We start from the raw sequence: 14000 nt of genomic DNA, 5'->3' as shown, positions 1-14000 counted from the left end.
GATCGGCCACGCCGGCCATCCGGTCAGATGTATGCCGAAATCATCCTGGGAATAACTTCATGAGTATCACACTAACGTTTAACGCCGAACGTCGCGAAGTCTGGCGGCAACAGGGTTTATGGGGAGATGCTTCGCTTGGCGATTACTGGAACCAAACTGCCAGAGCCATGCCAGATAAAATCGCCGTGGTTGATAACCATGGCGCTTCATACACCTATGCTGCACTCGACAACGCGGCCAGCAGCCTGGCAACCTGGTTTTTAGCCTGCGGTATTCAACCCGGCGATCGCATTGCCTTCCAGTTACCAGGCTGGTGCGAGTTTACGATTATCTACCTGGCCTGCCTGAAAACCGGGGCCGTTTCCGTACCGCTGCTGCCAGCGTGGCGTGAAGCAGAGCTGGTATGGGTGCTGAATAAGTGTAAAGCGAAGATTTTTTTCGCACCGACACTGTTTAAACAGACCCGACCGGTCGATCTGATCCTCCCCTTACAAAACCAGTTGCCGCATCTGCAACAGATCGTTGCCGTGGATAAACTGGCTCCGGCAACTACCTCGCTGGCGCTCAGTCAACTGCTTTTAGCTCCGCCTTTAACCCAGACGATTAATGTTCACGCCGATGAATTGGCGGCGGTGTTGTTTACCTCCGGTACCGAGGGAATGCCAAAAGGCGTAATGCTGACCCACAACAACATCCTTGCCAGCGAGCGTGCCTACTGTGCCCGCCTCAATCTCACCTGGCAGGATGTGTTTTTGATGCCCGCACCACTGGGACATGCTACCGGTTTCCTGCATGGCGTTACCGCACCGTTTTTAATCGGCGCACGCAGCGTATTGTTAGATATTTTCACCCCAACCGCCTGTCTTGATCTGCTGGAGCAACAGCGCTGTACCTGTGTGCTCGGCGCAACACCCTTCGTCTACGACATGTTGTGTAGCATGGAAAAGCGGCCAAGCGATATCTCATCACTACGCTTTTTCTTATGTGGGGGCACAACCATTCCCCAGAAGATTGCCCATGACTGCCAGCAGCTCGGCATAAAATTATTAAGCATTTATGGCTCGACTGAGAGTTCACCACATGCGCTGGTCAATCTCGATGATTCGCTTTCTCGCATGATGAATACGGACGGATATGCCGCTGCAGGTGTTGAAATTAAAGTCGTCGATGAAGCGCGCAATACGTTGCCCGCGGGGGTAGAAGGTGAAGAAGCTTCGCGTGGTCCCAATGTGTTTATGGGCTACCTCGATGAACCCGAACTCACCGCCCGCGCGCTGGATCAAGACGGCTGGTATTACAGCGGCGACTTATGCCGAATGGACGATGCGGGGTACATCAAAATCACCGGACGGAAAAAAGATATCATTGTCCGCGGTGGAGAAAACATCAGCAGCCGCGAAGTTGAGGATATCTTATTGCAGCATCCTCGCATTCACGATGCTTGTGTTGTCGCGATGCCGGACGAACGATTAGGTGAAAGGTCATGTGCTTATGTGGTGCTAAAACCGCCGCATCATTCGTTGTCGCTGGAATCAGTGGTGGCCTTTTTTAGCCGCAAGCGGGTGGCAAAGTACAAATACCCTGAGCACATTGTGATCGTGGAGAAATTACCGCGCACGGCGTCCGGTAAAGTACAAAAATACCAGCTGCGTAAGGATATCATTCAGCGTTTGAGCGTGGAGAGTATTACAGGATAAAGCGCCGGATGGCGATGCTAACGCATCTTATCCGGCCTACGTTGAATAGGCCGGATAAGGCATGATATTACTTGTTCAGTTCAGCCAGACTCAGCCAGGTTTGTACGACGGTGTCCGGGTTCAGCGACAGGCTGTCGATCCCCTCTTCCATCAGCCAGGCCGCGAAGTCTTCGTGGTCAGAAGGTCCCTGGCCGCAAATACCCACGTATTTACCCTGTTTCTTGGCTGCACGAATCGCCATCGACAGCAGTGCTTTCACCGCGTCGTTACGCTCATCAAACAGTTCAGAAACCACACCAGAGTCACGATCCAGACCCAGCGCTAACTGCGTCATGTCGTTTGAGCCGATGGAGAAGCCGTCGAAGTACTCGAGGAACTGCTCGGCCAGCAAGGCGTTAGACGGGATCTCACACATCATGATGATCTTCAGTCCGTTCTCGCCGCGTTTCAGCCCCTGGCGTGCCAGCTCTTCCACCACCGCTTTCGCCTGAGCAACGGTACGTACAAACGGTACCATCACTTCAACGTTAGTCAGGCCCATGTCGTTACGGACACGTTTTACTGCGTCGCATTCCAGCGCAAAGCAGTCGCGGAAGCTATCGGCAACATAACGGCCCGCCCCACGGAAGCCCAGCATCGGGTTCTCTTCATGCGGTTCATAACGCTCACCGCCGACCAGGTTGGCATATTCGTTGGACTTAAAGTCCGACATACGCACGATGACGCGTTTTGGATAAAACGCCGCACCCAGCGTCGCGATCCCTTCCGTCAGACGACCTACGTAGAATTCACGCGGAGAATCGAAACCTTTCATCATGGCGCGGATTTCATTTTGCAGCTCAGGCGTTTGGTCATCAAACTCCAGCAACGCACGCGGGTGCACGCCAATCATACGGTTGATGATAAATTCCAGACGCGCCAGGCCGACGCCTTCGTTTGGCAGACAGGCGAAGTCGAAAGCCCGATCCGGGTTACCGACGTTCATCATCACCTTCAACGGCAGATCCGGCATGGTCTCCACGCTGGAACTCTTCACGCTAAAGTCGAGCATGTCAGCGTAAACATAACCGGTGTCGCCTTCGGCACAGGAGACGGTTACCTTTTCACCATCTTTCATGCGCTCGGTCGCATCGCCACAGCCTACTACGGCGGGGATCCCCAGTTCACGGGCAATGATTGCCGCGTGACAGGTACGACCGCCACGGTTAGTGACAATCGCCGCCGCTTTCTTCATGATCGGTTCCCAGTCCGGGTCGGTCATGTCGGTAACCAGTACGTCGCCTGGTTCGATACGGTTCATTTCGCTGATGTCATGAATGACTTTGACCGGGCCCGCGCCAATGCGGTGACCGATGGCGCGACCTTCAGCAATAATTTTACCCTGCGCATGCAGCGTATAACGCTCCATCACCTGACCGCGGGAACGCACGGTTTCCGGACGCGCCTGAACGATGAACAGCTTGCCGGTATGACCGTCTTTCGCCCATTCGATGTCCATCGGACGACCGTAGTGCTTCTCGATTTGTACCGCCTGCTTCGCCAGTTCCTGCACTTCTTCGTTAGTCAGGGAGAAAATGTCACGTTGTTCCTGCGGGACATCTTCAATGGTCACCTGCTTACCGTGTTCCTGGGTCGGCGCGTAAATCATGCGGATTTTTTTCGAACCCATTGTGCGACGGACGATCGCCGGACGGTTAGCCGCCAGGGTCGGTTTGTGCACGTAGAATTCATCCGGGTTAACGGCGCCCTGCACGACCATTTCGCCCAGACCCCAGGCAGACGTAATAAAGACGACCTGGTCGAAACCGGATTCGGTATCGATGGAGAACATTACGCCTGAGGACGCGAGGTCAGAACGCACCATCCGCTGAACGCCAGCAGAGAGCGCTACGCCACGGTGGTCATAGCCCTGGTGAACACGATAAGAGATCGCGCGGTCGTTAAACAGCGAGGCAAATACGTGTTTGATGGCAACCAGTACGGCATCAAATCCCTGGACGTTGAGGAAGGTTTCCTGCTGACCGGCAAATGACGCATCTGGCATATCTTCTGCGGTAGCGGAAGAACGCACGGCAAAAGAGGCATTGGCATCGTCCGCTGACAGCTGCGCGTAGGCATCGCGGACGGCATTTTCCAGCTCTGGCTGGAAAGGAGTGTCGATAATCCACTGGCGGATCTGTGCCCCGGCTTTAGCAAGCTCAGTGACATCGTCGATATCCGTTTTATCCAGCAGCTCATAAATGCGCTGGTTTACACCGCTCTGGTCCAGAAACTGGTTAAACGCATCGGCGGTCGTTGCAAAACCATTCGGTACGGAAACACCCATACCTGAAAGGTTAGTAATCATTTCACCCAGGGAGGCATTTTTGCCTCCAACTCTGTCTACATCATTCATGCCGAGTTGGTTATACCAAAGCACCAGCGGTGACGAGCCATTGTTGGACATCGAACAATCCTTATATATGAACGAGGTTAGGAAACTCAATTTTGCGTAATTATCTTGGCATATTTACTCCGTCGAAAAAAACGGTGAATCGTTCAAGCAACTTTATTTTTTATTTTTTCAGATTGTTTCCGCATTTGCGCAAACCCGCGAACCACACGGGATCACCACAAAAACGACCGGTATAAACATTTGTTCCGAAAAATGAAATGTACTTTTCAGTAAATATAAAAATACCGTTTCATTTTATAAAATAGATGCAGCAATATTCGCTTCTGGCGAATTTTAATTTATGCTTTCAGAGAATTATATCTGCCCCAGGATGAGCAAAATGGATAATGCTGTTGATCGTCACGTATTTTATATTTCTGATGGTACGGCCATCACCGCCGAGGTATTGGGTCACGCGGTGATGTCGCAATTTCCTGTCACGATCAGCAGTATTACGCTGCCGTTTGTGGAAAATGAGAGTCGTGCGCGCGCGGTTAAAGACCAGATTGACGCTATCTACCAACAAACTGGCGTGCGCCCTTTGGTGTTTTACTCCATCGTCCTGCCGGAAATTCGCTCGATCATTCTGCAAAGCGAGGGATTTTGTCAGGATATTGTGCAGGCGCTGGTTGCCCCACTACAACACGAAATGAAGCTCGACCCTACGCCAATCGCCCATCGCACGCACGGTCTGAATCCCGGTAACCTCAACAAGTACGACGCGCGCATTGCTGCCATTGATTACACCCTCGCCCACGACGACGGTATTTCGTTGCGCAACCTCGATCAGGCCCAGGTGATCCTACTCGGCGTTTCCCGTTGCGGTAAAACCCCGACGAGTCTTTATCTGGCCATGCAGTTTGGTATCCGCGCGGCCAACTACCCCTTTATTGCCGATGATATGGATAATCTGGTGCTGCCCACTTCCCTGAAGCCGTTGCAGCATAAGCTGTTCGGTCTGACTATCGACCCTGAGCGCCTGGCGGCCATCCGCGAAGAACGCCGTGAGAACAGCCGTTATGCCTCGCTGCGTCAGTGCCGTATGGAAGTTGCTGAGGTGGAAGCGCTTTATCGGAAAAACCAGATCCCCTGGCTGAACAGTACCAATTATTCGGTAGAAGAGATTGCTACCAAGATCCTCGATATCATGGGACTGAATCGCCGCATGTACTAGAATGCTAGTGCATTGGTTCGATTTTTTGTTATTATGCTCGCCACCAGGCAGGATGAGTGTGATATTGTGATGTACATCACTTCCCGGTAGTCCTGCCGTTGAAGCAACAAATTTCTGAGACAAGTAATGAACAGAACCGATGAACTCCGTACTGCGCGTATTGACAACCTGGTCACTCCAGCAGAGCTTGCGCAACGGCATCCTGTTTCGTCCTCCGTCGCCCGTCATGTTACGGACTCCCGACGTCGGATAGAAAAAATTTTAAATGGTGAAGACCCCCGTTTACTGGTGATCGTAGGTCCCTGCTCGATTCACGATCTTGATGCCGCGATGGAATACGCGACACGATTACAGGCGCTGCGCACTAAGCACCAGGCGCGTCTGGAAATCGTGATGCGTACCTATTTTGAAAAACCACGCACCGTCGTAGGCTGGAAAGGCCTGATTTCCGACCCGGATTTGAACGGCAGTTATCGTGTAAACCACGGTATTGAACTGGCGCGAAAACTGCTGTTGCAGATCAACGAACTGGGCGTCCCCACGGCGACTGAATTCCTCGACATGGTGACCGGCCAGTTTATTGCCGATTTAATCAGTTGGGGAGCTATTGGCGCGCGCACCACCGAAAGTCAGATCCATCGTGAAATGGCCTCCGCGCTCTCCTGTCCGGTCGGCTTTAAGAACGGAACGGATGGCAACACGCGCATCGCCGTCGATGCGATTCGCGCCTCCCGCGCCAGTCACATGTTCCTCTCGCCGGATAAAACCGGTCAGATGACCATTTATCAGACCAGCGGTAACCCTTACGGGCATATCATCATGCGTGGCGGTAAAAAGCCGAATTATTATGCTGAAGATATTGCTGCCGCCTGCGATACCCTGCACGAATTTTCTCTGCCTGAGCATCTGGTGGTCGATTTTAGCCACGGTAATTGCCAGAAGCAGCATCGCCGTCAGTTGGAGGTTTGTGATGACGTGTGCCAGCAAATTCGTAACGGTTCAACGGCAATAGCCGGGATCATGGCGGAGAGTTTCCTGCGTGAAGGTACGCAAAAAATCGTTAGCGGCCAGCCGCTGGTTTACGGTCAGTCCATTACCGACCCATGCCTGAACTGGGAAGATACTGAACTGTTGGTTGAAAAACTCGCCTCTGCGGTTGATAGCCGTTTTTAATGCTGTTCGCCGGGCAATATCACTTTGCCCGGCGCTAATCCCTTGTTTTTCCCTTGATTGTTGTGCAAAAAACGTTCTCGTCACAATTATTTCACAAAAACGCTTGCCGCAAATTTGCAGTTTGATGATAATGATTATCATTGTTACATTGATTGTTATTTTTAAACACTATGTCACGTATGGATAACACAACGGCAACGCCTGCAAAAGACAAAACACCGCCTTCCGTCGCGCCAAACGACCGACGAATTGACAGTAAAACCCTGCTGGGTAACGAAGGACGCGTGATCATAGAACATGATGGTCAGCACTACCTGCTGCGCCAGACCCAAGCCGGAAAACTCATTCTGACTAAATAAACAACACATTTCGCCAGCCACCCAGGTCATACCCAGGCAGCCAGCGCTTTTCGATTTCCTAATGGAGAGTTGCTATGCCTTACCTGCACACCGCTTCCCTGCGCCCATCGCTGTTGGCGCTGGCGATTGTCAGTAACCTGCCCGCCGTCGCCTATGCGGCGGCCGAGGATATGACCGTTACCGCCACCGGCAATGCCCGTAGCGCCTTTGAAGCACCGATGATGGTCAGTGTCATTGACACCACCGCCCCAGAAAACCAAACCGCCAGCTCAGCTGCCGACCTGTTACGTAAGGTTCCAGGCCTGACCCTTGACGGTACTGGCCGTACCAACGGCCAGGACGTGAATCTGCGCGGGTACGATCGACGCGGCGTTCTGGTGCTGGTTGACGGCGTTCGCCAGGGAACCGACACCGGACACCTGAACAGTACCTTCCTCGACCCGGCGCTTATCAAACGCATCGAAGTTGTGCGTGGTCCTTCCGCACTACTGTACGGTAGCGGCGCGCTAGGCGGCGTGATCGCCTATGACACTGCAGATGCCAAAGATCTACTGGAAGTCGGGCAAAACAGCGGTTATCGCGTGTTCGGTACCGCGGCGACCGGCGATCACAGTCTCGGCATGGGCGCCAGCACATATGGCCGTACCGATACGCTGGACGGACTGCTTGCCTGGTCCAGTCGCGATCGCGGTGATTTACGCCAGAGTGACGGTACTACTGCGCCGAATGACGAAGCAATTAACAATATGCTGGCGAAAGGTAGCTGGAAAATTAACAGCGCCCAGACGCTGGCCGGTTCGCTGCGTTACTACAACAATGACGCCCGGGAACCTAAAAACCCGCAGACCAGCACGGCGGATGCCAGCAACCCGATGACCAACCGTTCAACGATCCAGCGTGATGCGCAACTGACCTACTCGCTCGCTCCGGCGGACAATGACTGGCTGAACGCTGACGCCCGTATCTACTGGTCCGAAGCGCGCATTAATGCTCAGAATGCAGATAACACTGGCGAATTTCGCAAGCAAACCACCAAAGGCGGGAAGATCGACAACCGCAGCCGTCTGTTTACCGACTCTTTTGCATCTCACCTGTTGACCTACGGCGGTGAATACTATCGTCAGGAACAACAACCGGGAGGAGCAACAACTGGTTTCCCGGAGGCTAAGATCGATTTCAGCTCCGGCTGGCTCCAGGATGAAATCACCCTGCGCGACCTGCCGGTTACGCTGCTGGGCGGTACCCGTTATGACTCTTATCGCGGCAGCAGCGACGGTTATGAAGATGTCGATGCCGATAAATGGTCGTCCCGCGCCGGATTAACGGTTGCGCCAACTGACTGGCTGATGCTGTTCGGTTCATACGCTCAGGCTTTCCGTGCCCCGACTATGGGCGAGATGTATAACGATGCGAAACACTTCTCGATTGGTCGTTTTTACACCAACTACTGGGTACCTAACCCTAACCTGCGCCCGGAAACCAACGAAACACAGGAATACGGATTTGGCCTGCGCTTTGACGATCTTCTGATGGCGAGCGACGCGCTCGAATTTAAAGCCAGCTATTTCGACACCAAAGCGAAAGATTACATCTCCACCAGCGTCGATTTCGCCGCTGCGACAACCACGTCCTATAACGTACCCAACGCCAAAATCTGGGGCTGGGACGTGATGGCGAAATATTCCACCGACCTGTTCAGCCTCGACATGGCCTATAACCGCACGCGCGGAAAAGATACTGACACAGGTGAATACATTTCCAGCATTAACCCGGATACCGTCACCAGCAAACTGAATGTGCCGGTTGCGCACAGCGGTTTCTCTGTCGGCTGGATAGGGACATTTGCTGACCGTTCCACGCATATCAGCAACAGCTACACTAAACAGCCTGGCTATGCGGTAAACGATTTCTACGTGAGCTATCAGGGCCAACAAGCGCTGAAAGGCATGACCACCACGCTGGTACTGGGCAACGCCTTCGACAAAGAGTACTGGTCGCCGCAAGGCATTCCGCAGGATGGTCGTAATGGCAAAATTTTCGTGAGTTATCAGTGGTAATCACTTTTCCCCGGTTCGCCGGGGCCGCAATCTGGAAGGAAGAGACAATGAATCATTACACACGCTGGCTGGAACTGAAGAAAGAAAATCCTGGCAAATACGCACGTGATATTGCGGGGTTGATGAATATTAGCGAAGCCGAACTGACCTTTGCACGTGTCGGTCACGACGCCTGGCGCTTACGTGGCGAAGTGCGTGAAATTCTCAGCGCACTGGAAACAGTGGGCGAAACCAAATGTATTTGCCGCAATGAATACGCAGTACATGAGCAGGTGGGTGCTTTTACCAATCAGCACCTCAACGGCCATGCTGGGCTGGTTCTCAATCCGCGCGCCCTCGATCTGCGTCTGTTCCTGAATCAGTGGGCCAGCACCTTTCATATCAGCGAAACAACCGCCCATGGTGAGCGTCAGAGCATTCAGTTCTTCGACCATCAGGGAGACGCACTGCTGAAGGTCTATACCACGCAAAATACCCTCGTTGAGGAATGGGCGGCGTTGCTGACCCGTTTCATCTTTGCAGAAAATCCGCCGCTGGTGCTGCAACCCGCCAACAATTCTGCGCCTGCCGCCGTCACGGTCGATGCACAGACCGTTGATCAAGAGTGGCGAGCGATGACCGATGTCCACCAGTTCTTCGGTCTGCTGAAACGCCATGAACTCACCCGCCAACAGGCATTTAATCTGGTGGGCGACGATCTGGCCTGTAAGGTTTCTAATAGTGCACTGGCGCAGTTACTCGACACCGCGCGTCAGGATGGCAACGAAATTATGGTTTTTGTGGGTAACCGCGGCTGCGTACAGATTTTTACCGGCGTGATTGAAAAACTGGTACCGATGAAAGGCTGGCTGAACATCTTCAACCCAACCTTTACCCTGCATCTGCTGGAAGAAAGCGTGGCCGAAACGTGGGTGACGCGCAAACCGACCGCCGATGGTCACGTCACCAGTCTGGAACTGTTTGCTGCCGACGGTACGCAAATCGCACAACTGTATGGTCAACGTACGGAAGGCGAGCCGGAGCAGACGCAATGGCGCGCACAGATTGACGCTCTGACGCCGAAAGGACTGGCTGCATGAAAAAACTGCTGACCCTGATCGCGCTGCTGCCCCTCGCGGCGCTGGCTGCGTCCGAGGAACGGGTTGTTGCCCTCGGTGGCGATGTCACCGAGATCGTATACGCACTGGGAGTACAACCCTCCCTTGTGGCGAGAGACAGCACCAGCCAGTGGCCTGCTGCGGCAACCGCGTTACCTGATGTTGGTTATTTGCGCCAGCTCAACGCCGAAGGGATCCTTGCCACACGCCCTACGCTGGTCCTTGCCAGCGCGCAGGCGCAGCCTTCTCTGGTGTTAAAACAGATCGAGCAGAGCAATGTCAGGGTTGTCACGATCCCGGCAAGCAACGATCTTAACGCGATTGATGAAAAAGTTCGGGTTATCGCCGAGGCTACTCATCGGGAGGCCGACGGCGAAACGCTGCGCGCAACGTTACGTCAGGAACTGGCGACGCTCCCGTCATCTGAACTTAATAAACGTGTGCTGTTTATTCTCAATCATGGCGGGATGACCGCGATGGCGGCGGGCCAGCAAACCGGAGCCGATGCGGCGATTCGTGCCGCAGGATTACGCAACGCGATGCAGGGCGTTAATCGCTATCAGCCGCTATCACAAGAAGGCGTCATTGCCAGCCAGCCCGATCTGGTAGTGATTTCACAAGAAGGCGTTAAGGCAATGGGTGGCGAGGCAAACCTGTGGGCGCTACCGGGACTTGCGCAAACACCTGCCGGCAGGAATAAACAGGTATTGCAGGTTGACGATATGGCGCTGTTGGGCTTCAGCGTTCGCACGCCACAGGCTATTTTGCAGCTTCGTGCTAAAGCGGAGCAATTGCCCTGATGTCCCGGCGGATCACCTGTTCGTTGTGGATGTTGGCATTGATGCTGGTTGTAATAACGGTTCTGGCTACCGGTTTTGGCGCGTTGCGCCTGCCGGTAAGTCTGCTCTGGCGTGATGGCGATGAGGCACTGCGTCAAATCTGGCTCACGATTCGTCTGCCCCGCGTCCTGCTGGCGCTGGTGATTGGCGGCTCTCTGGCGCTCGCTGGCTGCGTGATGCAGGGGTTGTTTCGCAATCCACTTGCAGACCCTGGATTACTGGGAATAAGCAGTGGTGCCGCCTGCGCTGTGGCCCTGTGGGTGGTGCTGCCTGTCTCCTTGCCCGCGCTGCTGATGTTGTATGCTCCAATGCTGGCCGCTTTTTTCGGCGCTCTGGCGGCAACCGTAGTGATTTTTATCCTTAGCCAACAGCGCGACGGTTCACTCTCACGCCTGCTGCTGGTCGGCATTGCCATTAACGCGCTCTGTGGGGCGGCGGTTGGCGTTTTGTCGTGGGTCAGTAATGATGCGCAACTGCGCCAGCTGTCGCTATGGGGAATGGGAAGTCTGGGGGCCGCGCAGTGGTCCACACTGTTGGCTGTCACTTCACTGACAATCCCGACGGTGCTGATCATCTGGCGACTTGCTCCGGCGCTGAATCTTCTGCAGCTGGGTGAGGAAGAGGCGCATTATCTCGGCGTTGATGTGCGTACAATCCAGCGTATTTTGCTGCTTTGTAGCGCATTACTGGTTGCCTCAGCCGTGGCGGTAAGCGGCGTGATTGGCTTTATCGGGTTGGTCATCCCACATTTAATACGTATGTGGCTCGGCTCAGACCATCGGGCCGTTATTCCGGGTTCCGTGCTGGCGGGCGCGTTTTTATTGCTGATTGCAGACACACTGGCCCGTACGGCGGTTGCGCCTGCGGAGATGCCGGTCGGACTGTTGACCAGTCTTCTCGGCGCACCGTGGTTTTTATGGCTTATTTTTCGTCAGCGAGGACCGCATGGCTGAGCATTTCATCGCTGAAGAGCTTCATTATCACGTAGCTGGCAGAGCGGTAATTGACAATGTATCGCTCGCCCTTAAAAAAGGTGAACTGGTGGCGCTGATCGGCCCAAACGGTGCGGGGAAATCCACTCTGCTACGCTTGCTGACCGGTTTTCTGAAACCGGCTACCGGGCGCTGCGTGCTGTCGGGCAAACCGCTGGAGGAGTGGCCTACCCAGAAGCTGTCACGACACCGGGCGGTGATGCGTCAGCAAACACAGTTGGGGTTTGACTGGCCGGTAGAGGCCGTCATCACGATGGGGCGCGCGCCCTGGAGCCAACGACCGGAACCTGGGCTTATTGCACAGGTAATGGAGATGACCGGATGTACGCCTCTGGCAGGCCGGCAATACGCCGCGCTTTCCGGCGGCGAGCAACAGCGAGTGCAGTTAGCCCGTGCGCTGGCGCAACTCTGGTGCGACGGTGCACCTCGCGGTTGGTTATTCCTTGATGAACCGACCTCCGCGCTGGATCTTTACCACCAGCAGCATTTGTTGCGCATGCTAAAAACGCTAACCGCTTCGGGTGGGCTGCATGTGTGCATTGTGCTTCACGATCTGAACCTCGCTGCACTGTGGGCAGACAGAATAGTGCTGCTGCACAACGGCAGGCTGGTGTCTCAGGGAACACCGGAAACTGTGTTACAGGCCGATGATCTGAAGCGCTGGTACGGTGCTCAGGTACACGTTGGCCAGCATCCGGCCAACGCCTCCCCGCAGGTATTTCTGGCCCCTTAGCTTGAACAACTCACTTCCAGCCGTTTGCCCCAGTCAGGTGGACGGCTGGCATAGTCATCATCACGATCGGCAAACGGGGTACGCAACGCCTGGTGCAACCGGTGCAGTTCCGCGTAATCCCCCTGCTCTGCCTGACTAATCGCCCGTTGCGCCAGCCAGTTACGTAATACCATCGCCGGATTTGCCGCCTTCATCTGTGTTTGTCTGACTGCATCGGCAATATTGTCTTGCTGAAGGCGCGAGCGATACCGCGTGAACCAGTCGTCAAATGCTGCGCGGTCGATAAACTCATCGCGCAACGGAGATTGCGCACTGTGCTGCTCCGTTTCGCTGAGCATGCGAAACGTTCGCGTATAGTCGCTTCTTTCTCGCGCCATCAGGCTAAACAGTTCGCCAAGCAGTTCGTTATCGTCTTTCTGCTCGCTAAAGAAGCCGAGCTTTTGCCGCATCCGCTGACCGTAGCGAGTTAACAGCGCCAGCTGGTAACTGTCCAGCGCATCATTGAGCGCCTCGACCGGGATAAATGGCGACAGGGTTTGCGCCAGACGTTGCAGGTTCCACAACGCGGCGGCCGGTTGATTATCGAAACTGTATCGCCCCTGGTTGTCAGAGTGGTTGCAGATATAATCGGGCACGTAATCATCAAGAAAACCGAATGGACCGTAATCCATCGTCAGACCCAGAATCGACATGTTGTCCGTGTTCATAACACCATGTGCAAATCCTACCGCCTGCCAGTCAGCGATTAACGTCGCAGTACGCGTGACAACATCGTTAAACCACAGCTGATACTTATCGGCTTCTTCCTGCCATTGCGGCCAGTAATGGCGAATCGCAAAGTCAGCCAACTGGCGCACTTTTTCCGGCTCTCGGCGATAGTAAAAATGCTCAAAATGGCCAAACCGCATATGGCTTTGCGCCACGCGAATGAGCATCGCCCCCGCTTCGACCGTTTCGCGATAAACCGGCGTGTCGCTGGTGACAATCGACAATGCCCGCGTGGTCGGTATTCCCAAGTAATGCATCGCTTCACTGGCCAGGCTTTCACGAATGGTCGAGCGCAGCACGGCACGCCCATCACCCATGCGGGAATACGGCGTGAGTCCGGCGCCTTTCAGGTGCCAGTCAAACGTTGAACCATCCGCGAGGTGTTGTTCGCCCAGCAGGATCCCACGTCCGTCGCCAAGCTGACCAGCCCAGACGCCGAACTGATGCCCACTATAAACCTGGGCTAAAGGCGACATCCCGGGAAGCAACGATTCGCCTCCCCAAACGCCTGCACCAGTCGGAATATCAAATAGCGCCGCAGGAATTGCTAATTGCTCCGCCAGCGCATCGTTATGCCAGATAAGGCGCGCGTTTTTCAGAGGGGTGGGTGAAAGCGCGGTATAGGTTGCTGGTAGTTCATCACGCCAGCGAGTGGTAAAAGACAGGGTCATAGGGCC

11 protein-coding genes are annotated in these 14000 nt (G+C 54.5%); 9 read left to right on the top strand and 2 right to left on the bottom strand.

What is annotated here, in order from left to right:
* Positions 1-59 precede the first annotated feature (59 nt).
* Positions 60-1697, top strand: a complete 1638-nt coding sequence (fadK, locus tag OGY18_RS06820) for a medium-chain fatty-acid--CoA ligase (protein WP_286552348.1) — start codon at positions 60-62, stop codon at positions 1695-1697.
* A 67-nt stretch (positions 1698-1764) separates the two neighbouring features.
* Here fadK and ppsA read toward each other — a convergent pair whose 3' ends face one another.
* The gene (gene ppsA / locus OGY18_RS06815; RefSeq protein WP_003832604.1) at positions 1765-4143 is read right to left on the bottom strand and encodes a phosphoenolpyruvate synthase; all 2379 of its coding nucleotides are present in this window, start codon (positions 4141-4143) and stop codon (positions 1765-1767) included.
* 328 nt (positions 4144-4471) lie between these two features.
* Between ppsA and ppsR the strand changes: the two genes are divergently transcribed.
* The 8 genes from ppsR to OGY18_RS06775 all read left to right on the top strand — a co-directional run bounded on the left by ppsR (position 4472) and on the right by OGY18_RS06775 (position 12555).
* A complete protein-coding gene (gene ppsR / locus OGY18_RS06810) occupies positions 4472-5305 on the top strand; it encodes a posphoenolpyruvate synthetase regulatory kinase/phosphorylase PpsR (protein ID WP_003832602.1) in 834 nt (277 codons plus the stop codon).
* A gap of 126 nt (positions 5306-5431) precedes the next feature.
* Entirely contained in the window at positions 5432-6478 is a 1047-nt protein-coding gene (aroH, locus tag OGY18_RS06805) for a 3-deoxy-7-phosphoheptulonate synthase AroH (protein ID WP_286552347.1), read from the top strand.
* A gap of 170 nt (positions 6479-6648) precedes the next feature.
* A complete protein-coding gene (gene hemP / locus OGY18_RS06800) occupies positions 6649-6837 on the top strand; it encodes a hemin uptake protein HemP (protein ID WP_003832599.1) in 189 nt (62 codons plus the stop codon).
* A 74-nt stretch (positions 6838-6911) separates the two neighbouring features.
* Positions 6912-8894, top strand: a complete 1983-nt coding sequence (locus OGY18_RS06795; RefSeq protein ID WP_286552345.1) for a TonB-dependent hemoglobin/transferrin/lactoferrin family receptor — start codon at positions 6912-6914, stop codon at positions 8892-8894.
* Between the two features lie 47 nt (positions 8895-8941).
* Positions 8942-9973, top strand: a complete 1032-nt coding sequence (chuS, locus tag OGY18_RS06790) for a hematinate-forming heme oxygenase ChuS (protein ID WP_126318316.1) — start codon at positions 8942-8944, stop codon at positions 9971-9973.
* On the top strand, positions 9970-10791 hold the full coding sequence (locus OGY18_RS06785; RefSeq protein WP_286552343.1) for a heme/hemin ABC transporter substrate-binding protein: 822 nt from the start codon (positions 9970-9972) through the stop codon (positions 10789-10791). Before chuS ends, OGY18_RS06785 begins: the two co-directional genes overlap by 4 nt.
* On the top strand, positions 10791-11783 hold the full coding sequence (locus OGY18_RS06780; RefSeq protein ID WP_286547107.1) for a FecCD family ABC transporter permease: 993 nt from the start codon (positions 10791-10793) through the stop codon (positions 11781-11783). The genes OGY18_RS06785 and OGY18_RS06780 overlap by 1 nt, the downstream gene beginning before the upstream one ends.
* The gene (locus OGY18_RS06775) at positions 11776-12555 is read left to right on the top strand and encodes a heme ABC transporter ATP-binding protein (RefSeq protein WP_126318321.1); all 780 of its coding nucleotides are present in this window, start codon (positions 11776-11778) and stop codon (positions 12553-12555) included. The genes OGY18_RS06780 and OGY18_RS06775 overlap by 8 nt, the downstream gene beginning before the upstream one ends.
* Here the strand turns inward: OGY18_RS06775 and selO are convergent.
* A complete protein-coding gene (gene selO / locus OGY18_RS06770; protein ID WP_286547105.1) occupies positions 12552-13994 on the bottom strand; it encodes a protein adenylyltransferase SelO in 1443 nt (480 codons plus the stop codon). The genes OGY18_RS06775 and selO overlap by 4 nt on opposite strands.
* Between the last annotated feature and the right edge of the window lie 6 nt (positions 13995-14000).

Origin of the sequence: Citrobacter sp. Cpo142 (assembly GCF_030332425.1) — a bacterium.
GTDB classification, from domain to species: domain Bacteria; phylum Pseudomonadota; class Gammaproteobacteria; order Enterobacterales; family Enterobacteriaceae; genus Citrobacter; species Citrobacter portucalensis.
Note: the sequence above shows the minus strand (reverse complement) of the source record. Positions and strands in the feature narration are given on the sequence as shown.

What these genes read in the sequence shown, in the direction of transcription:
- chuS (WP_126318316.1), top strand. Translation starts at nt 8,942, where the DNA reads ATGAATCATTACACACGCTGGCTGGAACTGAAGAAAGAAAATCCTGGC.
- OGY18_RS06780 (WP_286547107.1), top strand. Translation starts at nt 10,791, where the DNA reads ATGTCCCGGCGGATCACCTGTTCGTTGTGGATGTTGGCATTGATGCTG.
- ppsA (WP_003832604.1), bottom strand. Translation starts at nt 4,143, where the DNA reads ATGTCCAACAATGGCTCGTCACCGCTGGTGCTTTGGTATAACCAACTC.
- hemP (WP_003832599.1), top strand. Translation starts at nt 6,649, where the DNA reads ATGTCACGTATGGATAACACAACGGCAACGCCTGCAAAAGACAAAACA.
- selO (WP_286547105.1), bottom strand. Translation starts at nt 13,994, where the DNA reads ATGACCCTGTCTTTTACCACTCGCTGGCGTGATGAACTACCAGCAACC.
- OGY18_RS06795 (WP_286552345.1), top strand. Translation starts at nt 6,912, where the DNA reads ATGCCTTACCTGCACACCGCTTCCCTGCGCCCATCGCTGTTGGCGCTG.
- aroH (WP_286552347.1), top strand. Translation starts at nt 5,432, where the DNA reads ATGAACAGAACCGATGAACTCCGTACTGCGCGTATTGACAACCTGGTC.
- OGY18_RS06775 (WP_126318321.1), top strand. Translation starts at nt 11,776, where the DNA reads ATGGCTGAGCATTTCATCGCTGAAGAGCTTCATTATCACGTAGCTGGC.
- ppsR (WP_003832602.1), top strand. Translation starts at nt 4,472, where the DNA reads ATGGATAATGCTGTTGATCGTCACGTATTTTATATTTCTGATGGTACG.
- fadK (WP_286552348.1), top strand. Translation starts at nt 60, where the DNA reads ATGAGTATCACACTAACGTTTAACGCCGAACGTCGCGAAGTCTGGCGG.
- OGY18_RS06785 (WP_286552343.1), top strand. Translation starts at nt 9,970, where the DNA reads ATGAAAAAACTGCTGACCCTGATCGCGCTGCTGCCCCTCGCGGCGCTG.